The organism is Streptomyces sp. NBC_00075 (assembly GCF_045041225.1).
GTDB lineage: Bacteria > Actinomycetota > Actinomycetes > Streptomycetales > Streptomycetaceae > Streptomyces > Streptomyces adonidis.
Genome location: NZ_CP108243.1, coordinates 44,077 through 63,131, shown reverse-complemented (window position 1 = coordinate 63,131; position 19,055 = coordinate 44,077). Strand labels below are relative to the sequence as shown.

At 70.4% G+C, this 19,055-nt stretch carries 14 protein-coding genes; 13 read left to right on the top strand and 1 reads right to left on the bottom strand.

Annotation, left to right across the window (positions count from 1 at the left end; all coding sequences use genetic code 11):
* Positions 1-620: 620 nt before the first annotated feature.
* The gene (locus OG787_RS00265) at positions 621-1,442 is read right to left on the bottom strand and encodes an IclR family transcriptional regulator (RefSeq protein ID WP_405533893.1); all 822 of its coding nucleotides are present in this window, start codon (positions 1,440-1,442) and stop codon (positions 621-623) included.
* A 170-nt stretch (positions 1,443-1,612) separates the two neighbouring features.
* On the opposite strand from OG787_RS00265, the gene OG787_RS00260 reads away from it, so the two are divergent.
* The 13 genes from OG787_RS00260 to OG787_RS00200 all read left to right on the top strand — a co-directional run bounded on the left by OG787_RS00260 (position 1,613) and on the right by OG787_RS00200 (position 19,028).
* On the top strand, positions 1,613-2,158 hold the full coding sequence (locus tag OG787_RS00260; RefSeq protein WP_405533892.1) for a quercetin 2,3-dioxygenase: 546 nt from the start codon (positions 1,613-1,615) through the stop codon (positions 2,156-2,158).
* A gap of 1 nt (position 2,159) precedes the next feature.
* Positions 2,160-3,107 (top strand): alpha/beta hydrolase fold domain-containing protein, encoded by a 948-nt coding sequence (locus tag OG787_RS00255; RefSeq protein ID WP_405533891.1) that lies wholly within the window; start codon positions 2,160-2,162, stop codon positions 3,105-3,107.
* A gap of 106 nt (positions 3,108-3,213) precedes the next feature.
* Positions 3,214-4,731, top strand: a complete 1,518-nt coding sequence (locus tag OG787_RS00250; RefSeq protein WP_405533890.1) for an ABC transporter substrate-binding protein — start codon at positions 3,214-3,216, stop codon at positions 4,729-4,731.
* Between the two features lie 52 nt (positions 4,732-4,783).
* A complete protein-coding gene (locus tag OG787_RS00245) occupies positions 4,784-5,725 on the top strand; it encodes an ABC transporter permease (RefSeq protein WP_405533889.1) in 942 nt (313 codons plus the stop codon).
* On the top strand, positions 5,722-7,689 hold the full coding sequence (locus OG787_RS00240; RefSeq protein ID WP_405533888.1) for a dipeptide/oligopeptide/nickel ABC transporter permease/ATP-binding protein: 1,968 nt from the start codon (positions 5,722-5,724) through the stop codon (positions 7,687-7,689). Before OG787_RS00245 ends, OG787_RS00240 begins: the two co-directional genes overlap by 4 nt.
* Entirely contained in the window at positions 7,686-8,684 is a 999-nt protein-coding gene (locus tag OG787_RS00235) for an oligopeptide/dipeptide ABC transporter ATP-binding protein (RefSeq protein WP_405533887.1), read from the top strand. The genes OG787_RS00240 and OG787_RS00235 overlap by 4 nt, the downstream gene beginning before the upstream one ends.
* A gap of 48 nt (positions 8,685-8,732) precedes the next feature.
* Positions 8,733-11,162: a beta-glucosidase gene (locus OG787_RS00230; RefSeq protein WP_405533886.1), complete on the top strand. Its 2,430-nt coding sequence runs from the start codon at positions 8,733-8,735 to the stop codon at positions 11,160-11,162.
* Entirely contained in the window at positions 11,159-13,834 is a 2,676-nt protein-coding gene (locus OG787_RS00225) for a family 78 glycoside hydrolase catalytic domain (protein WP_405533885.1), read from the top strand. Before OG787_RS00230 ends, OG787_RS00225 begins: the two co-directional genes overlap by 4 nt.
* A complete protein-coding gene (locus tag OG787_RS00220; protein ID WP_405533884.1) occupies positions 13,831-14,754 on the top strand; it encodes an alpha/beta hydrolase fold domain-containing protein in 924 nt (307 codons plus the stop codon). The genes OG787_RS00225 and OG787_RS00220 overlap by 4 nt, the downstream gene beginning before the upstream one ends.
* The gene (locus OG787_RS00215; RefSeq protein WP_405533883.1) at positions 14,751-15,680 is read left to right on the top strand and encodes an alpha/beta hydrolase fold domain-containing protein; all 930 of its coding nucleotides are present in this window, start codon (positions 14,751-14,753) and stop codon (positions 15,678-15,680) included. Before OG787_RS00220 ends, OG787_RS00215 begins: the two co-directional genes overlap by 4 nt.
* On the top strand, positions 15,677-16,570 hold the full coding sequence (locus OG787_RS00210) for a dioxygenase (RefSeq protein WP_405533882.1): 894 nt from the start codon (positions 15,677-15,679) through the stop codon (positions 16,568-16,570). Before OG787_RS00215 ends, OG787_RS00210 begins: the two co-directional genes overlap by 4 nt.
* Complete coding sequence (locus OG787_RS00205; protein WP_405533881.1) at positions 16,567-17,424, top strand: fumarylacetoacetate hydrolase family protein; 858 nt, start codon at positions 16,567-16,569, stop codon at positions 17,422-17,424. The genes OG787_RS00210 and OG787_RS00205 overlap by 4 nt, the downstream gene beginning before the upstream one ends.
* On the top strand, positions 17,421-19,028 hold the full coding sequence (locus tag OG787_RS00200; protein ID WP_405533880.1) for an FAD-dependent monooxygenase: 1,608 nt from the start codon (positions 17,421-17,423) through the stop codon (positions 19,026-19,028). Before OG787_RS00205 ends, OG787_RS00200 begins: the two co-directional genes overlap by 4 nt.
* Positions 19,029-19,055: the final 27 nt, after the last annotated feature.

Below are 19,055 nucleotides of genomic sequence, written 5' to 3'. Positions count from 1 at the left end.
GGCTCCGCGGCCTGCGACGTCGAGCGCACGCTTCGGGGGCGCCTCGCCGGAGTGGCGTCCGGAGCCGTGTGCGACGCTCATCCCGGCATCGCCTCAGGCTGTGTCGGTCGGCGGTCGACCAGCATGTTCGGCGGCTTGAGGTCGCCCCGGGCGGCGGCTGTTCGCCCGCGGTGGATCTGACGATCGTGATCGGCGTATGCGCCCGCAGTCTGCTGGGAGGCGCATGGTGCCCGACAGGGGCCAAGGGCGTGGATACGGGGTCGGTGATCGCGGATGCGGCGATGCCGAAGCCGCCGCGTCTGGGCCAGCCCGACGGGCTGCGCCTTCGCATGCTGCGCCCGTGGTGCGAGCCGTGGCCATGCAGGACAGGCCATACGTGGCTGCCGCGGCTGGCCCGATGCCCTCGATGCTGCTCGGGTGTCTGCGCCCAATCAGTGAGAGCCCGGCCCGCGGTATCTCGATCGGCGCCGCTTACCTCGCCGCTGGAGTCGGTCGGCTGTTGGCGGTGTCTTCGGCGCGCTCAGTAGAGGGCCGATCGCTGCGGCGACAACTGGCGGCCGAGCCGGAGGGCATTTCGACCGTACCTGCCGCTGAACTGCCGGGTTCGCCCTGTCGGATCATCACGGACGGTCCGGAAATCGGCCCAGAGGCGGCGCGGCGGATACGGGCGCACCGAGGCCCCGTGACAGGGCGCGGGCTGTGGCCCGCAGAGCGGGAGAGATGAACCGTGGCTCTGTGTGGCCCGCCGGTACGACAACCGAGAGAGCCGCGACGACGTCTCCGTCCGCGCCTCGCACCGGCACTGCGGCAGCGAGCAGCGGGCGAGGTTTCTGTCGGTTGACGACGGCGATCCCGTTGCGGCGTACCTCGGCGAGGGCGCGGCGCAACGCGGCCGAGGAGAGGGGCACGCCTTCCGGTTCGTGGACCAGTGGTTGGGCGAGGTAGGTCTCCTGGAAATCCGGGTCGGCGTGGGCAAGGAGAACGAGACCGACCCCGGTGGAATGCAGCGGAAGGCGGCCGCCCACGCGGTACAGCACGTCGATGGCCTCACGCGCCGACAACCGTTCGACCAGGAGAGCTTCCGTGCCGTCCAGGACTGCGAACAGCACGTGCTGGTGCGTCGCCTCGTAAAGGTCCTCCATGAACGGGAGCGCCACCGTGCGCAGTCCGTGGGCGCGGGGGGCGAGTGAGGCTACCTCCCACAGACGCAGACCGACGACGAAGCGGCCGTCGGCCTCCCGTTCCAGAGCCCCCCAGTGGAGCAGGCGCCGGGCGAGCCGGAGTGTCGTACTGGGCGGGGTGTCCGTGACCCGGCTCAGTTCGGCGAGAGTCATGGCGCGGCGACTCTCGTTGAAGGCCGTGAGCAGAGCGAACGCCCGGTCGATCACCGGATCGCCCTGGGCCGGCCGGCGGCCCCGAGAGACGCTGGGGGGGTTCGTCATGCCTGCAGTCTCACCCTCCGGGCCGCTCCTCGTACATTGCGGCAAGGTTTCGATCGCATGCCATTCATTGGAATTGCCGCTGGTGCCGATCTGGTCGTTCTCCCACTCTTACCCCACACGTCGACGAGACGCCTCTCAGGTTCCGAGCCGAGCCGATTCCGAGGAGACCCATGACTGCGGAGTTCACACAGAGCGGTGCGGAGCAGTTCTCCCTTCCGGGCAAGCCTGTGCCCTTCTTCCTGGAGGCAGGTGAGGGGGAGCGGGCGCACCTGTACGACTCACTGATCACCGTGCTGCTCAGCAAGGACGAGACCGACGGACAGTTCGGAGTGTTCACCTACTCCGCTCCCAAGGGCGACGCGATCCCCACACATGCGCACGCCGATGTCCACGAGACGTTCTTCCTGCTCTCCGGGCGGGCTCGTGTGTGGGTCCAGGACGCGCAGGGGGAGCAACACGAGAAGCTGCTGAGGACCGGCGACTTCGGCTACGTACCGGCGGGCTGCCTGCACACCTTCCGTGTAGAGGCTGACGAGACCAGGATCATGGGCGTGTCCAGCGGCGGTTTCGAGCGCTTCTTCGCCGCGTCCGGCACCCGTACGGACTCCCTGGAACCGCCCCGGCCGCCGTACATCCCCTCGCCGGAACAGATCGGCCGCGCGGCGCGCGAGTACGGCAACGACTTCCGGTTCGACCTGCGTCCCTTGGACGGCTGACATGGCCGGGCGCGCCACGCCGCTCCCCACCACGGAAGTCACACCGGCGGGCACCCGGCTGCTGCGAGGGGTCGAGTATGCAACACCGGACGGTTTCCGCCCGCTCCTGCTCGATCTCCACCTCCCCGCCGCGCACCCTGCCGGGGGCCCCGTGCCGGTCGTTGTCTTCCTGCACGGTGGCGGCTGGAGGACCGGAAGTCGCGCTCGGTTCGGGCCGGCCTTCGAGGCGTGGGAGGTCAGTCCGTTCGACCTGCTCGCGGCGGCCGGCTTCGCGGTCGCCTCGATCGACTATCGGCTCAGCGCGGAGGCCGTCTTCCCCGCTCAACTGCACGACGGCAAGGCCGCCTTGCGCTGGGTACGACGGCACGCCGAGGCGCTGGGGCTCGACGCCGAACGGGTCGTGCTGTGGGGCGAGTCGGCGGGCGGCCACCTCGCCGCACTGCTCGGACTGACTGCCTGCCGACCGGAGCTGGAAACCGACCCCGTGGTGGCTGCTCCGTACGCCGATGTGGTCGGTGTCGTGGACTGGTACGGGCCGGCCGACCTGCGGACCATGCAGAGCCAGTCCCGCCCCGACGCCGTGACCGTGCCCGACGCGGCGGATTCCCGGGAGGCCCGGTTGATCGGTGCGCCCGTCCCCGACGCGCCCCGGCTTGCTGCGGAGGCGAGCCCGGTCACCTACGCCTGCGCCGGCGCTCCCCCCTTCCTGCTCGCCCACGGGACGGCCGACCGGTTCGTCCCGAGCGCCCAGAGCGAACAGTTCGCCGACGCGCTGCGAGCCTGCGGCGGCGAGGTGACCTTGCGGCTCATCGACTCCGCGGACCATCTGTGGGCCGGTCTGCCCGATCCGCGGACCGTCTTCGACGAGGCCCTGGACTTCGCCCTGCGTGTCTGCGCCCCGATCGCGGCACGCACCCCCCGCCGGCCCGCCGCCGTGCGCGCCTTCTGACTCCACCCCCGTCCCCGCCCGTCGGCATCGACCCGCCCAGGTCGTAGGCAAAGGAGCCTCGGTAATGAATCGTTTCAAACTCTCTTCGGCAAGAAACAGCATGCTCTTGGCGACCACTGTCGCCCTCGCCTCCACCGGTGTCACGGCTTGCAGCTCGTCCTCCGCGAGCGGTTCCTCGGCGTCCGCGTCGGACACCCTCACGGTCGGCATGGACGGCGACTCGGCCGCGAATGGCTACGACCCCGCCAAGTACACGGAGATGCGGCAGTTCTTCGAGAGCGTGTACGACTCGCTCTTCGTCAAGACCGCCGACGGCGGCGTCAAGCCGAGCTTGGCCACCAAGTTCGCGTACAACAAGGACAAGACGCAGCTGACCCTCACGCTGCGCAAGGGGGTGGCGTTCGCAGACGGCAGCAAGCTCACCGCCGGCGTGGTCAAGAAGAACCTCGACCGACGCAATGACGCCGCCCTGGTCGCGTACGGGAACATGGCCAAGGGCGGACAGGCCGAGATCAAGCAGGTCACCGCACCCGACGACCAGACCGTCGTCCTCACCTTCGCCAAGGCCCAGCCGACCTTCCAGGAGCAGCTCGCCTCCGACGCCGGAATGATCGTCAGCGCCAAGGGGCTCGCCGACAGCAAGGCCCTCGGCGTCGCACCCTACGGCTCGGGCCCCTACACCCTCGACAAGTCGGGATCGGTCAAGGGCAGCAAGTACACGATGGTGCGCAGGAAGGGTTACTGGAACTCCGCGGCCTTCGCCTACGACACCGTCGTCTACCGTGCCCTGCCGGACCCGCAGGCCAGAGCCAACGCCCTGGTCTCCGGTCAGGTGGACGTCGCCGCGGTCGCCGGATCGACCTCCTCGTTCGTCAAGTCGCGCGGCACGGGGCTGTCCTCCCTGGGCGGCACGGTGGTGACCCTGCCGGTCTTCGACAAGAAGGGCACGGTCTCCAAGCCGTTCGGCGACGAGAGGGTACGCCAGGCCATCCAGGTCGCCGTCAACCGCCAGGACCTGGTGAGCGGTCTCCACAAGGGCGACAAGCCGACCTCCAACGCCTTCCCGTCCTCCTTCGACGGCTACGACGCCTCGCTCAACACCACCTGGGGCTACAACCCGGACAAGGCCAAGAAGCTGCTCGCCGAGGCCGGATACGCCAAGGGCTTCTCCTTCACGGTGGTCACCAGCCAGGCCAATCAGACCGACCTGGAAGCGATCCAGAAGCAGCTCGAGGCAGTCGGGATCGACATGAAGCTCAAGGCCGCCGCCTCCACCGAAGAGGCCTTCGCAGCCGTGAACACCACCCCGCTCGGCTACCTCGCGTTCAACTGGCCGGAACCGGTGGTAGCCATGCAGGCCGTCGTCCTCGGCGGGTTCCTGAACACCCAGAAGGCGACCGACAAGCAGCTCACGGAGGACACGGACGCCGCCGCGGGCGCCACCGGCGCGAAGCGGACAGAGGCTCTCACCAAGCTCAACACCCGCCTGGTGGAAGCGGGCTGGCTGATCCCGCTGTACGAGAGCTACTCCTACGCCGGTTACAACACCAAGAAGGTCAAGCCCCTCACCTTCGCGGGCAACGACGCCTACCCGCTCCTGTCCTCGATCAAGCCGGCCTCCTGACGACCGGCCCGGTCGGGGACCACTCGAAGAAGAAGAGGAAGGAGGAGGCTCCGTGACCAGATTCCTCGCCCGGCGGGCCGCGATGGCGGTCCTGACGCTGCTGGCGGTGATCGTCCTGACCTTCGCACTCGTTCACTCCATTCCCGGCAGCCCGGGCGCGGTGATGCTCGGCCCGGGAGCCTCCGCGCAGGAGATCCACGCCCAGAACGAACTGCTCGGCTGGAACCAGCCGCTGGCCGTCCAGTTCTGGGACTGGATCACCCACGCGGTCCGCGGCGACCTCGGCACCTCCCTCACCGGAGGCAACGAGGTCGGCCCGGACCTGGCGTCCCGGCTCCCGGTGACCGCGGCCATTGCATTCGGCGCCACTGCCCTGAGCGGTGTGCTCGGCATCGTCTCGGGAGTGGTGGCGGCGGTCCGCGGCGGTCTCGTCGACCGGTTGATCACAGCTTTCTCCGGGATCGTGGTGTCCCTGCCGACCTTCTGGCTGGGCATCCTGCTGGTCTACGTCGCCTCCATCCGGCTCGGCTGGCTCCCGGCGACCGGCTACACCCCCTTCGCGGACTCTCCCGTCGACTGGGCGAAGAGCCTGGCCCTTCCGGTGCTCAGCCTGGCGATCGGCGGGGCTGCCCTCGTGGCCCGGCAGGCGCGCGCCTCCATGGTCGAGGCCCTGGGGCAGGAACACATCAGGACCTTGCGCGCGACGGGTATTCCGCCCTGGCGGCTGCTGTACGTGCACGCGTTGCGCAACGCGAGTGTGCCCGTAGTGGCGGGGCTCGGCATGCAGTTCGTCGGGCTGTTCGGCAGCACCGTCATCGTCGAGCAGATCTTCGCTCTGCCGGGTCTGGGACAGGTCGCCCAGGCCGCGGTCACCTCCCACGACTTCCCGTCCGTGCAAGGAGTCGTGATCATCGCGACGGTCGTCGTCGTGGTCACCAACGTCGCGCTCGATGTGCTGATCAGCGCGCTGAACCCGAAGTTGCGTGCGGCATGAGCGAATACCTTCAGGCGAAGCCGGCCCAACAACTGCTCGAACAACCCGAGCACACCGTCACCGAGGCGTCGCAGCCCGCCCGGCACCGACTGCCCCGGCTGCTGCGCAGGCCGGGCGGCATCTTCGGACTCGGCTGGCTGGCACTGCTGGTGATGCTCTCGCTCACGGCGTCCTGGTGGATCCCGTACGGGACGAACGACCAGCAACTGGCGGCCGCGTTGCAGGGACCCAGTGCCCAACACTGGCTCGGTACCGATGAACTTGGGCGCGACCTGCTCAGCCGGATCTTCGCCGCCGGGGCGAGCACCTTGGGGGCCTCCCTGCTGACCGTGGTGGTGGCCTACGCCATCGCCGTCCCCCTGGCGCTCGTCGCCGCCGAGCGCGGCGGGCACACGGAGACGGTCATCAGCCGCACCACCGAGATCATGATGGCCCTGCCGGGCACGGTGATCATCCTCGCGTTCATAGGGGTGTTCGGCGTGGACACCGTGCTCATCATGACCGTGCTGGGCGTGTTGATCTCGTCCGGGATGTACCGGGTGCTATTGGGGGTGGCGCGCTCCCTGCGGGAGCAGTTGTACGTGGACGCGGCCCGGGTCAACGGCCTCGGCTCCTGGAGGGTCAACCTCCGCCATGTGCTGCCGGGCATGCGGACGGTCCTGGCCGTGCAGGCGGCCCTGCTGTTCGGGATCGGCCTGTTGATCCAGTCCGGCCTCGCCTTCATGGGCTTCGGCCCGAAGCCGCCCGCGCCCAGCTGGGGCGCCATGATCGGTACGGCCTCACAGCACATCTACGACGCGCCCTGGCTGATGGTGCCTTCCGGACTGGTGCTGTCCCTGACCGTGATCGCAGCCAACCTGGTGGCCGACGCCCTGACCGACCCGGAGGAAGCACCCCGGGCCGCCCAGCGGGCCGGGAAGCGGAAGGGCGGGACCTCCGCCGGGCCGGCCGAGCCCGACGGATCGGGAGTACTGGACGTACGCGACCTGACCGTGGCCGTCGACGACGGACCGGTGCTGGTCAGCGGTGTCTCCTTCCGGGTCGAACCCGGCCGGGTGCTCGGCCTGGTCGGCGAGTCCGGCTGCGGCAAGACCATGACCGCGCTGGCCGCACTCGGACTGCTGCCCGCCGGAGTCGCGGTCACCGGCGGCGCTCTGTACTGGCAGGGCCGTGACCTGGCAGGCCTCGACGAGCGACACCTACGCCCGGTCCGCGGACGCGAGATCGCCTACGTCTCACAGGAGCCGATGGTCGCCCTCGACCCCATGTTCTCCGTCGCCTACCAGCTCACCGGACCGCTGCGGCGACTGCGCGGACTGTCCCGCGCGGAGGCGAGGGACGGCGCCGTGAGCCTGCTGAAACGGGTGGGAATCGTCGACCCCCAGGCCGTCATGCGCAGTTACCCCCACCAGCTGTCCGGCGGCATGGCCCAGCGAGTGGCGATCGCCCTGGCCCTGACCGGCGGCCCGAAACTGCTGGTGGCCGACGAGCCGACCACGGCCCTCGACGTGACCGTACAGGCGGAGATCCTCAGCCTGCTGCGCTCACTCGTCAGCCAGTCGGGCACCTCGGTCGTGATCGTCACCCACGACCTCGGTGTCGTCGCCGACCTCTGCGACGACGTCGCGGTGATGTACGCCGGCGAGATCGTCGAATCCGGAACGGTGACCGAGGTGTTGGACGCTCCCCGTCATCCGTACACCAAGGCGCTCCTCGGGGCGAACCCGCATGCGGGTGAGGCCTTGACGCCCTCGCACCGGCTGACGGCCATCCCCGGCCAGGTGCCGACGCCCGGCAACTGGCCGCAGGGATGCCGCTTCCGTGACCGCTGCCCCTTCGCGACAGACGCCTGCGGGCAGTCCGTGGCACTGGAATCGGCTGACCGGGGCGGCACCGTTCGCTGCGTCCGAGCCAACGAACTCGCGGTGGCCGCCGCCCACCCGGACGAGAGGACCCCGGCATGAGCACCACCACGGCCCCGGCCGACACCGCGCAGCCCCTCGCCCTGGACGTGCGCGAGCTGACCGTCCACTACGGCCGCCGCTCCCGGCGCAAGCCGGTGCCTCCAGCCGTCGACGGTGTGTCGTTCGCCATCGCGCCCGGCGAGACCATCGGCCTGGTCGGCGAGTCGGGCTCGGGCAAGTCGACCATCGGCAAGGCGGTCCTGGGTCTCCAGTCCGCGACCGGGGGATCGATCTCCTTCTTCGGAGAAGACATCACCCATGCTGCCCCAGTCCGGCGGCGCGCCCTCGCGGCGCAACTGCGGGTGGTGTTCCAGGACCCGTACTCCTCCCTCAACCCCGCCATGACCATCGGCGAGACCCTCGCCGAGCCGCTTCGACTGATAGGCGTCGGCAAGGCGGAGGCGGGTCGGCGGGCGCGCACCGCCCTGGAACGGGTGGGGCTGCCCGCTTCCGCCGCCGACCGCAGGCCCCGCCAGTTCTCCGGCGGCCAGCGGCAGCGCATCGCGGTGGCCCGTGCCCTGGTGTGCGACCCGAAGGTCGTGGTGTGCGACGAGCCGGTGAGCGCACTGGATCTGTCGACTCAGGCCCAGGTGCTCAACCTGCTCGCCGACCTGCGTGACGAGCGGGGGCTGTCGTACCTGTTCGTCGCCCACGACCTCGCGGTGGTCCGTTTTCTCGCCCAGCGGGTGGTGGTCCTCTACCGCGGCCAGGTGATGGAGACCGGTGCCGCGGCAGCCGTGGTCGAACATCCCCGCCACCCCTACACCCGGGCCCTCACCGCCGCCGCACCGGTGCCCTGCCCCGCCGAACAGGCGGCCCGGCGCGCCGCGCGCGAGGCGATGGGCATCGGAACGGCCGGACTCGGAACTGCCTCCACCGCCGGCTGCCCGTTCGCGTCGCGATGTCCCCTCGCCACCGACGTGTGCCGCGCCGAGCGGCCCACGCTGCGCAGGGTCGGCGACAGCGATGTCGCCTGCCATCACGCCACCGACTGACCTCCCCCTCGACGACCGCCCGACGCTCACGACCCAGGAGCTGTTCCCATGGACCCCACACTCGACGATCTCGTACGCAAGCTTGACCTTGAGACCAAGCTCCGGCTGATCTCCGGCGCGGGCGCTTGGGCCACGCAGGCCTGCGAGGAGATCGGTCTGCGGCCGATCAGCGTCTCCGACGGGCCGGTCGGCATCCGCGGCCCGGTCGAGGACGAGCGGGACTGGTCGGCCAACCTGCCCTCCTCCAGTGGCCTGGCCGCCACCTGGGACGAGGAACTGCTCCACCGCGTGGGCGGCTTGCTCGCCGCGGAAGCGGTACGCAAGGACGTCGACGTGGCGCTCGGCCCCACGGTCAACCTGCACCGTTCCCCGCTGGGCGGCCGGCACTTCGAGTGCTTCTCGGAGGACCCGCTCCTGACCGGCCGGATGGCGGCCGCCTATGTCCGCGGCCTCCAGGACAACGGGGTCGGCGCCTGCCCGAAGCACTTCGTCGCCAACGACTCCGAGACCGACCGCACCTCGGTCGACATCCGGGTGGACGAACGCACCCTGCGCGAGCTCTACCTCGCCCCCTTCGAGCACCTCGTCACCGAGGCGGACCCCTGGACCGTGATGGCCGCCTACAACGGCGTCGACGGCGCGCCCATGACGGAGAGCCCACTGCTGCGTGACGTCCTGAAGGACGAGTGGGCCTGGGACGGTCTGGTCGTCTCCGACTGGGGCGCCGTCTACGGCACCGAGGAGTCCGCCTCCGCCGCGCTCGACCTGGCCATGCCGGGACCGTCGGAGCAGTGGGGCGAGCCGCTGCTCGCCGCGGTGCGCGAGGGCTGTGTCCCAGAGGCCACCATCGACGACAAGGTGCGCAGGCTGCTGCGGCTGGCCGCCCGCGTCGGCGCTCTCGACGGACACCGGGCCGCCGCCGGACGCCCCGATCCCGGCACGGTCGCGCAGGGCGGGGCACTGGCCCGTGAGGCCGCGACCGCCGCCATGGTGCTCGTCCGCAACCACGGGGATCTACTGCCTCTCGCGACCGACAGGCTGTCCCGCGTCGCCCTGCTGGGCCCCGGAGCGCTGGACGCCCGGCCGCTCGGCGGGGGCAGCGCGACCGTCTTCCCGCCCTATGTCGTCAGCCCGCTGGAAGGACTGCGCTCGGCACTTGGCGACCGCGTCGAACTGGTCACCGCGCCGGGGGCTTCCCTCAGCGACGACCTGCGCGCCCCGCGCCCCGGAGAGCTCTCCCAGCCCGGCACCCTCCGGTGGCTCGACGCGACCGGAGCGTGCCTGAAAGAGGAGCCGACGGCGGGCACGCACTTCGTGCGCGACCTGAAATCTGTCGAGGAGGGCAGCGTCTCCCTCGAACTGCGCACCGTATTCACCGCCGACACCAGCGGCGACTGGCAGCTCGGCATCAGGGGTGTCGGCGCGTTCGTCCTCGACCTCGACGGTGAGACGGTCATCGACACACACATCGTCCGCGACCCGCTCGACATCGGCTCAGTGGTCGGCGCCGCGCCGCAGGAGTGCATCACCCGGCGGCTGAGGGAGGGCCAGAAGGTCGACGTGCGGCTGCGGTTCACCTGGGGGCAGGACATCATGCTGTTCTGGGTCGGCCTGGTGATCGGCGAACCCAGGTTGCCCGCCGACCAGCAGCTCGCCCGCGCCGTCGAACTTGCCGCCGCCTCCGATGTCGCCGTCGTCGTCGTGGGCACCACCGAGGCAGTCGAGAGCGAGGGCTTCGACCGTACGACCCTGCGACTGCCCGGCGACCAGGACGCCCTGGTACACGCCGTGGCCGCCGCCAACCCGCGCACCGTCGTCGTGGTCAACTCCGGTGCCCCCGTGGAGATGCCCTGGCGGGACGACGTCGCCGCCGTGCTGCTGGCCTGGTTCCCGGGCATGGAACTGGGCAACGCGCTGGCGGACGTACTGCTCGGCGTCGCGGAGCCCGGCGGCCGGCTGCCCACCACCTGGCCGGCCCGCGACGAGGACGTCCCGGTGTGGAACACCACCCCCCGGGACGGAGTGCTGGAGTACACCGAGGGCCTGCACATCGGCCACCGCGCCTACCTGCGCGCGGGCACCGAACCCGCGTACTGGTTCGGCCACGGCCTGGGCTACACCACCTGGGAGTACGAGGCCTTCGACGTACCCGCCCACGTGCGCCCCGGCGAGGACCTGACCGTCACCGTGCGCCTGCGCAACAGCGGGGAGCGGCGAGGCAAGGAGGTCGTACAGGTCTACGTCGCCCGGCCCGACTCGGACGTCGAACGCCCCGAACTGTGGCTGGCCGGCTTCGCCGTCGTCGAGGCCGGCCCGGGCGAGGCCATGGACGTCCCCGTACGCATCGCCGCGCGAGCCCTCCAGCACTGGTCGGTGACCCGTCGTCAGTGGCGGACCGAGAGCGGCGCGTTCCTTCTCTCCGCCAGTCGATCAGCCGGCCGGCCGATCCTCACGGACGAAACGGTGGTCTCAGGATGAACTCGCCCACCTGTCTGCGTGCCGAACAGTTGGAACACGCCCTGGGCATCGGCACGCGTCGGCCCCGGCTCTCCTGGTGGCTTCCGGCCGACTCCCGCGTGCAGCTGGCCCATCGGATCAGAACAGGCGAGGGCTGGGACTCCGGCCGCGTCGAGGGGGCCGACAGCGTCCATGTGCCGTACGGCGGCCCCCCGCCTGGCTCCGGTGAACGGATCACCTGGCAGGTCAAGGTCTGGACCGACGTCGGCGAGAGCGACTGGTCCGAGTGGGCCTGGTTCGAGACAGGGCTGCTGGACCCCTCCGACTGGCAGGCCTTGTGGATCGAGCCCGTCGAGACCGAGGTGCCGCCCGCCGGACACCGCCCGGCCCATGTGTTGCGTACCCCTTTCTCGACGACGTCCCCGGTCCGCCGGGCCCGCCTCTACGCCACCGCGCAAGGGCTGTACGAGGCGTTCCTCAACGGCGAGAGGATCGGGGACGCCGAACTGACGCCGGGCTTCACGCAGTACGACGTACGGCTTCAGGTCCAGACGTACGACGTCACCGCACTGGTGCGGGAGGGCGACAACGTCCTCGGGGCACTCCTGTCCGATGGCTGGTTCCGCGGCCAGATCGGCATCACCCGCGCCCACGACCAGTGGGGGAAGCGGGTGTCGTTCCTGGCGCAGCTGCATCTGGAACATGAAGACGGCACCACGACCGTCGTGTGCACCGGGAAGCACTGGCGCTCGGCCACCGCGCACATCGTCGAAGCCGACCTCATCACCGGCCAGTTCAGCGACCTGCGCCGGACACGCACGGGATGGGACGTACCCGGGTACGACGGCCAGGACTGGGAGACGGTCGATGTCGCCGACCACGGCTGTTCCGGACTGGTCACCTCACCGGCCCCGCCCGTGCGGCGCGTCGAGGAAATCGTCCCCGTTTCGGTGACCCGGCCGCGCCCCGACCGACAGGTCTTCGACCTCGGCCAGAACATCAACGGCTGGGTATGGCTGCGCGACCTCGGCCCGAAAGACACCCGCCTCACCCTCACGCACGGCGAATCACTCGGCCACGACGGTGACGTGACGACGGACCACCTCCGCGTCGACCTGTCCTTCCTGCCCGAGCCCCTCCCGGCCGGCCAGGTCGACCACGTCGTCTCGGCAGGCCGCCCGGGCGAGACCTTCGAGCCCCGGCACACCACTCACGGCTTCCGCTATGTCCGTGTCGAAGGGCACCCCGGCGAGCTGACCGCAGACGACCTGCGGGGCGTGGTGGTCCACACCGACCTGCGGCGCACCGGCTGGTTCGAGTGCGGAGACGAGCGGATCAACCGGCTGCACGAAGCCGCCGTGTGGAGCATGCGCGGCAACGTCTGCGACATCCCCACGGACTGCCCCACCCGCGAACGCGCCGGCTGGACCGGGGACTGGCAACTGTTCGCCCCGACCGCCGCCTTCCTCTACGACGTCGCCGGGTTCTCGGCCAAGTGGCTGCGCGACGTCGCAGCCGACCAGTGGCCGGACGGCACGGTCTCCAACATCTCGCCCGCCTGCCGTACCGAAGGCCCGAACGGCCCGGTGGCCCACCTCAACGGCTCGGCCGGCTGGGGCGACGCCGCGGTCATCGTGCCCTGGCAGATGTACCGGGCCTACGGTGACCGGGCCGTGCTGGAGGAGCTGTGGCCGACCATGACCGCATGGCTCGGGCGGACCGAGCGCGCGGCACGCGAAGCACGCCACCCGGACCGGGTCCTGCGCTCCGCCGAACCCGCCCCGCACGAGTGGTATCTGTGGGACACCGGGTTCCACTGGGGCGAATGGCTCGTGCCCGGAGAGCACATCGGCGACGACCTGCCCCAGTACGCGCAGCGCGACAAGGCCGACATCGCCACCGCGTACTACGCCCACTCCACCCGGCTGGCGGCGCGCATCGCACGGGTGATCGGCCGAGACGAAGAGGCAGCGGCCTACGAAGAGTCGAGCGAGCGGATACGCGACGCCTGGCGCACCGAGTTCATCGCGCCCGACGGCTCGCTGCGCCCGGGCACCCAGGCCAACCACGTGCGCGCCCTCGCCTTCGACCTGGTGCCGAAAGAACTGCGAGCCCGGACCGCGGATCGGCTCGTCGACCTCGTACGGGACGCTGGAACGCATCTGGGCACCGGCTTCCTCGCGACCGGGGACCTTCTCCCTGTGCTCGCCGACACCGGGCACCTCGACGTGGCGTACGAACTCCTGCTCCAGGACAGCGCCCCGTCCTGGCTGCACATGATCGACCGAGGCGCGACCACGATCTGGGAGAGCTGGGAGGGTGTGGCCGACGACGGCACACCACGCGACTCCCTCAACCACTACTCCAAGGGCGCTGTCGTCTCCTTCCTGCATCGCTACACCGCCGGAATCGAACCGGACGCGGACTTCCCGGGCTATCAGCGCTTCACCGTGGCACCGCGCCCGGGCGGCGGCCTTGCTTGGGCACGAGCCGAACACCACTGCCCGTACGGACGGATCGAATCCGCCTGGGAAGTCGACGGCGACCGTTTCCGGCTCGACGTCACCGTGCCACCCGGCACCACCGCCGAGGTCGCCCTGCCTGACGGCACGCGGCGCACCGCCAATCCGGGCACGCACACCTACCTTTGTGCTGCGCCCGCCGCCCTGACCACGACGGGAGCCTCCCGATGACCCACGGCACCGAGCGGGAACCAACCGGCTCCGAGCCTCCCGAGTCCCTGCCACCTGTCGGCCCCGTTGTGCGCGAGGACGGCTCGCTGCACTATTCCGGGATCAGCTATGCCCTCCCGCCCGGCTACCGCCCACTCCAGTTGGACCTGTGGGTCCCGGCAGGAGGGGGCACGTATCCGGTGGTGGTGTGGATCCACGGCGGAGCGTGGCAGTTCGGTGATCGCCGCTGTCTGCCACCGACCCTTGAGACCGACGCCGTCCACGACGCGCTGCTGGAGGCCGGGATCGCGGTCGCCTCGATCGACTACCGCCTTGCGGGCGAGGCCGTCTTCCCCGCGCAACTGCACGATGCCAGGTCCGCCGTCCGCTATCTGCGTCGGCACGCTTCTCAACTCGGTCTGGACGCCCAGCGGTTCGGTGTCTGGGGCGAATCGGCCGGTGGACACCTCGCGGCACTTCTCGCCCTCACCGCGGGTCGCACCACGCAGGAGGGCGACCCGGTCGTCGCCGAGCCCGTCGACTCGGTGCGGGCCGTCGTGGACTGGTACGGAGTCAGCGACCTGGCCACCATGCCCAAGTTTAAGGTCCCCCCGGACGTGTCCCTGCCGCCGGGCACAGCCGACCCGATCGAGCAACTGCTGGGCGGCGCGACCCCGGAGCGGGCCAGATCGGCGAGCCCCGTCACCTACGTGAGCGCCGACGCACCGCCCTTCCTGCTCATCCACGGCACCGACGACATTCCCGTACCACTGGAACAAAGCAGCCTTCTGCACGCGGCGCTGCTCGCGGCGGGGGTGCAATCCGAACTGGTGGCGGTCGAGGGCGCCGGCCACATCTTCGTCGGCGCAACCGACATCCCCGCTCTCATCGCCCGCTCGGTCGCCTTCCTGACCAAGCACCTGGAGGGGCGAGCGCGATGACGGAGCAGCACCAGGACCAGCCACAGGCGTGGACCCCACCTCGCTTCCTGCCTCCAGCCGAACCCCTCCGCCACGCGGGCGGCTCGCGGCACCATCCGGCGGTCAGCTACGCCTTCGTGCCCGGCTACCGCCCCCTCAAGCTCGACCTGTGGGTGCCCGAGGGCGACGGACCTCACCCGGTCGTCGTCTTCGTCCACGGCGGTGCCTGGGCGCTCGGCGACCGCGGTGACCTGCTGCCCGCACAGGACATCTCCGTCGTGATCGACCTGCTGCTGGCAGCCGATTTGGCCGTCGCGTCCATCGACTACCGGCTCTCTCGCGAGGCGATCTTCCCCGCGCAGCTCCACGACACCAAGTCCGCAGTGCGCTATCTGCGCCGCCACGGGGATCAACTCGGCCTGGACAGCAGCCGGACAGCCATGTGGGGAGAGTCGGTCGGCGCGCATCTCGCCCCGCTTCTCGCCCTCACCGCAGACCGTGCGGAACTGGAGGGCGACATCGGTGTCACCGGGCCCGACAGCTCGGTCGTGGCCGCCGTCGTCTGGTACGGCATCTACGATCTCGCCGCCCTGCCCAAGTTTGTGCTCCCCCCGGACATCACCCTGCCCGCGGACACGGCAGAGGACTTGATCGAGCAACTGCTCGGCGGAGTCGCCGACCCGGAACTGGCCGTTCCGGCGAGCCCGGTCACCCATGTCACCGCCGACGCGCCGCCCTTCCTGCTGATCCACGGCACAGCCGACAGGCTGGTGCCGTTCGAGCAGAGTCTTCTCCTGGAAAAGTCCCTGCCGACCCACGGTGCCGAAGTCCAGTTGGTACCCGTCGAGGACGCCGACCACGGACTGTTCGGGGCACCGGAACTCGCCACGCCGCTCCAGCAGACCGTCGCCTTCCTCAGCACGCACCTACGGGAGGGAAACCGATGACGACCACTTCCCCCGACCGGCAGCTCGACGAGCTGTTGGCCCAGGTACTCGGATCCCTCCAGGGCGAGGACCCACGGCTGCGCGAGCTGGCCGGTGGCCTGGTCACCCACGTGCACGCCTTCGTACGGGAAACCCGGCCCACCGAAGCCGAGTGGCAGCGGGCCATGGACTTCCTGGTCCGCACCGGAGCCGCCTGCACCGACCGCCGCAACGAGTTCATCCTGCTCTCCGACATGCTGGGCCTCACCTCCGCGGTGGACGAGGTCAACCATGCCGGGCCGCCCACGATGACACCCAGCTCCGTCGAGGGGCCCTTCCATTCACCCGCACCGCCGCGCCCCATGGGCGCCTGGATCGCGGGGGGTCCTGAGCGGGAACGCGGCGAGGCCGCGGTCGTGCACGGCAGGGTCACCGACTGCGACGGAGTGCCCCTCGCCGGCGCTGTGCTGGACATCTGGCAGGCCAACGACACGGGCCTGTACGACAGCCAGGACGACGAGCAACCCGACGGCAATCTGCGGGCCTTGCTCACCACCGGCCCTGACGGCGCCTACTGGTTCCGTACGGTCAGACCCAGCAGCTACCCGGTGCCGACCGACGGCCCGGTCGGCGAGCTGCTGCGTGCCCTCGGCCGGCACCCGATGCGCCCCGCCCACGTCCATCTCAGGGTCGAGGCGCCCGGCCACCGGCCGCTCACCACCCACGTCTTCGTCGACGCGGATCCCTATCTCGGCTCCGACGCGGCCTTCGCCGTCAAGGACGCCCTCGTTGCGCCCTTCGTACCGTGCACCGACCCGGAGACGGCCGACCGGTTCGGCATGGGCGACCAAGGTGCGTTCCTGGAGGCCCGGTTCGATATCCGGCTCGCGGCGGAAGGACCCGTCCAGTGAAGCTGATCGGATTGCGTCCGCCGTCGGCACGGCGCGGCAGACAGCAGGTCATGGTCGGTGTCGTCGTGGACGACCGCGTGACTCCTCTCGTGGATGCCGTCGACTTCTACGAGGACCTGCCGCGATGGCTGGAGCGGGCACGCAGGGTCCGTCGTGGCTCCGTCCGGCTCGCGGACGTGATGCCGGAGCCGCCGGTACCGCCGTCGGCACGGGTCCTGTGCATCGGGCTCAACTACCGTGCGCACGCTGCCGAGGGCGCGTTCCAGGTGCCCGAGCATCCGACCGTCTTCGGACGCTGGACGGCCTCGCTCTCGGTGAGCGGACGTCCGGTGCCGGTACCCGCCAACGAACCGGGGCTGGACTGGGAGGGCGAAGTCGCGGCCGTCGTCGGCGCCCGGCTCAGCGATGCGGACGAGAGCGAAGCGGAGGCAGGAGTGCTGGGGTACGCCGCCTTCAACGACCTCACCGCCCGTACGGCGCAGAAGCTCACCGCCCAGTGGACTCTCGGCAAGAACGCCGACCTCAGCGGCCCGCTCGGCCCTATCGTCACGATCGACGAGACGGGCAGTCTCACCGACGGTCTGCGTCTGGTCACCCGGGTCAACGGCGAGGTCATGCAGGACGGGAACACCCGCGACATGATCTTCGCCGTGCCGGAGCTGCTTTCCCGGATCAGCCGCACCATGACACTCCATCCCGGCGACATCATCGCCACGGGCACACCGGAAGGAGTCGGCTACGTCCGCAGGCCGCCGCGTCTATTGACCCCTGGTGACGTCGTCGAGGTCGAGATCGACCGGCTCGGCCTCCTGCGAACCCCGGTCACCGACGCCTCGGCGAGGTCCAGCGCGTGACGGACACGAGACCACAGGTGCTGATAGCGGGTGGTGGGCCGGCCGGACTCGCGGCCGCCATCGAACTCGGCCGGCGCGGGGTACGCACCTGCCTGGTGGAACCGCGCATCACCGTCGACGACGGCAGGCCCCGTGCCAAGACGACCAGCATCCGGACCATGGAGCATCTGCGCCGTTGGGGCCTGGCCGACAGGCTGCGTGCCGCAGCGCCGATGCCCGTCGCATGGTCCCAGGACGTCATCTTCTGCACCTCCCTGCTCGGCACTGAACTCACCCGTTTCCGCAACGCCTTCGGGCTCCATGAGGGCCGCAGCGAACACTGGGCGGAGGCCGGTCAGCAAGTGCCCCAGCCGATCGTCGAGCGAGTGTTGCGCAAGGCGGTCTCCGAACTCGCCGCGGTGGACATGCTCATCGGTCACACCGTCACCTCTGTCGATCATGACGTGGCCGGAGTGCGCGCCACGGTTTCCTCGGGTGACGGATCGTCCAGCGTCGTCGAAGCCGACTACCTGCTGGGGTGCGACGGCTCGGGCGGGATCAGCCGTCCGGCGATCGGCGCCACGTACACCGGGGCGTCCGGAGAACGCCCGAACCTCAACATCGTCTTCCGCGCACCCGGACTGGCACGGCGGATCAGTCTGGATCCAGCCGTGCAGTACTGGATCGTCAGCCCCGAGGCCTCCGGGCTGATGGGCCGGCTCGATCTGGAGGACCAGTGGTGGGCGATCGTCCAACACGCCGACACGCGGGCGTCCGGACCTGCCCCCGAGGCGCTGGTGCGTTCGCTCATCGGAGGCTCCGCAGACGATCTGGATGTAGAGGTCGTCGCCACTGACCGCTGGGTCGCCCGGATGATGCTCGCCGACCGCTACCAGTGCGGGCGGGTCTTCCTTGTCGGCGACGCGGCCCATCTCAACCCGCCATGGGGCGGTCACGGCTACAACACCTGCGTGGGCGACGCGGTGAACATCGCCTGGAAACTCGCCGCCGTCATCCATGGCTGGGGCGGCCCAGGGCTCCTGCACAGTTACGAACCCGAGCGTCGGCCGGTCGCCGCGCAGACCATCGCCGACAGCGCGGCCCAGGAGCGGCTGCTCGCCCCGTCCTTCACAGACGCCGACGACGCTCAGTTGGCCACCGCACTTCAGGCCAAGCGCAGCGAATTCCACAGCGAAGGCCTTGTACTCGGTTACCACTACGCCGATTCCCCCGTCATCGTCGACGACGGCTCACCGACACCGGCCCACCAGCTCACCACGTACCACCCCTCAGCACGCCCCGGCACCCGCCTTCCCCACACCTGGCTCCCCGACGGACGCTCCCTCTACGACCTGCTCGGCGAGGGCTTCACCCTGCTGCGCCTGTCCGAGACCGCCGATCCCGCCCCGCTGCAACAGGCGGCCCGTACCCGTGGGGTACCGCTCACCACCGTCGACCTCTCGGCACTCGGGCTGGCCGACCGGTACGGCGCACCACTGCTCCTGATCCGTCCCGACCAGCACATCGCCTGGCGCGGCGACGCCGCGGCGGATGCCGTCCGCGTGATCGACACGGCACGCGGGGCACTCACCAGGCGCTCGCCTGCCCGCAGCCGCAGGCCGTGAGTGAACTCGTCACCTGCCGGCCCTCGC

What these genes read in the sequence shown, in the direction of transcription:
- OG787_RS00265 (WP_405533893.1), bottom strand. Translation starts at nt 1,442, where the DNA reads ATGACGAACCCCCCCAGCGTCTCTCGGGGCCGCCGGCCGGCCCAGGGC.
- OG787_RS00260 (WP_405533892.1), top strand. Translation starts at nt 1,613, where the DNA reads ATGACTGCGGAGTTCACACAGAGCGGTGCGGAGCAGTTCTCCCTTCCG.
- OG787_RS00255 (WP_405533891.1), top strand. Translation starts at nt 2,160, where the DNA reads ATGGCCGGGCGCGCCACGCCGCTCCCCACCACGGAAGTCACACCGGCG.
- OG787_RS00240 (WP_405533888.1), top strand. Translation starts at nt 5,722, where the DNA reads ATGAGCGAATACCTTCAGGCGAAGCCGGCCCAACAACTGCTCGAACAA.
- OG787_RS00235 (WP_405533887.1), top strand. Translation starts at nt 7,686, where the DNA reads ATGAGCACCACCACGGCCCCGGCCGACACCGCGCAGCCCCTCGCCCTG.
- OG787_RS00230 (WP_405533886.1), top strand. Translation starts at nt 8,733, where the DNA reads ATGGACCCCACACTCGACGATCTCGTACGCAAGCTTGACCTTGAGACC.
- OG787_RS00225 (WP_405533885.1), top strand. Translation starts at nt 11,159, where the DNA reads ATGAACTCGCCCACCTGTCTGCGTGCCGAACAGTTGGAACACGCCCTG.
- OG787_RS00220 (WP_405533884.1), top strand. Translation starts at nt 13,831, where the DNA reads ATGACCCACGGCACCGAGCGGGAACCAACCGGCTCCGAGCCTCCCGAG.
- OG787_RS00215 (WP_405533883.1), top strand. Translation starts at nt 14,751, where the DNA reads ATGACGGAGCAGCACCAGGACCAGCCACAGGCGTGGACCCCACCTCGC.
- OG787_RS00210 (WP_405533882.1), top strand. Translation starts at nt 15,677, where the DNA reads ATGACGACCACTTCCCCCGACCGGCAGCTCGACGAGCTGTTGGCCCAG.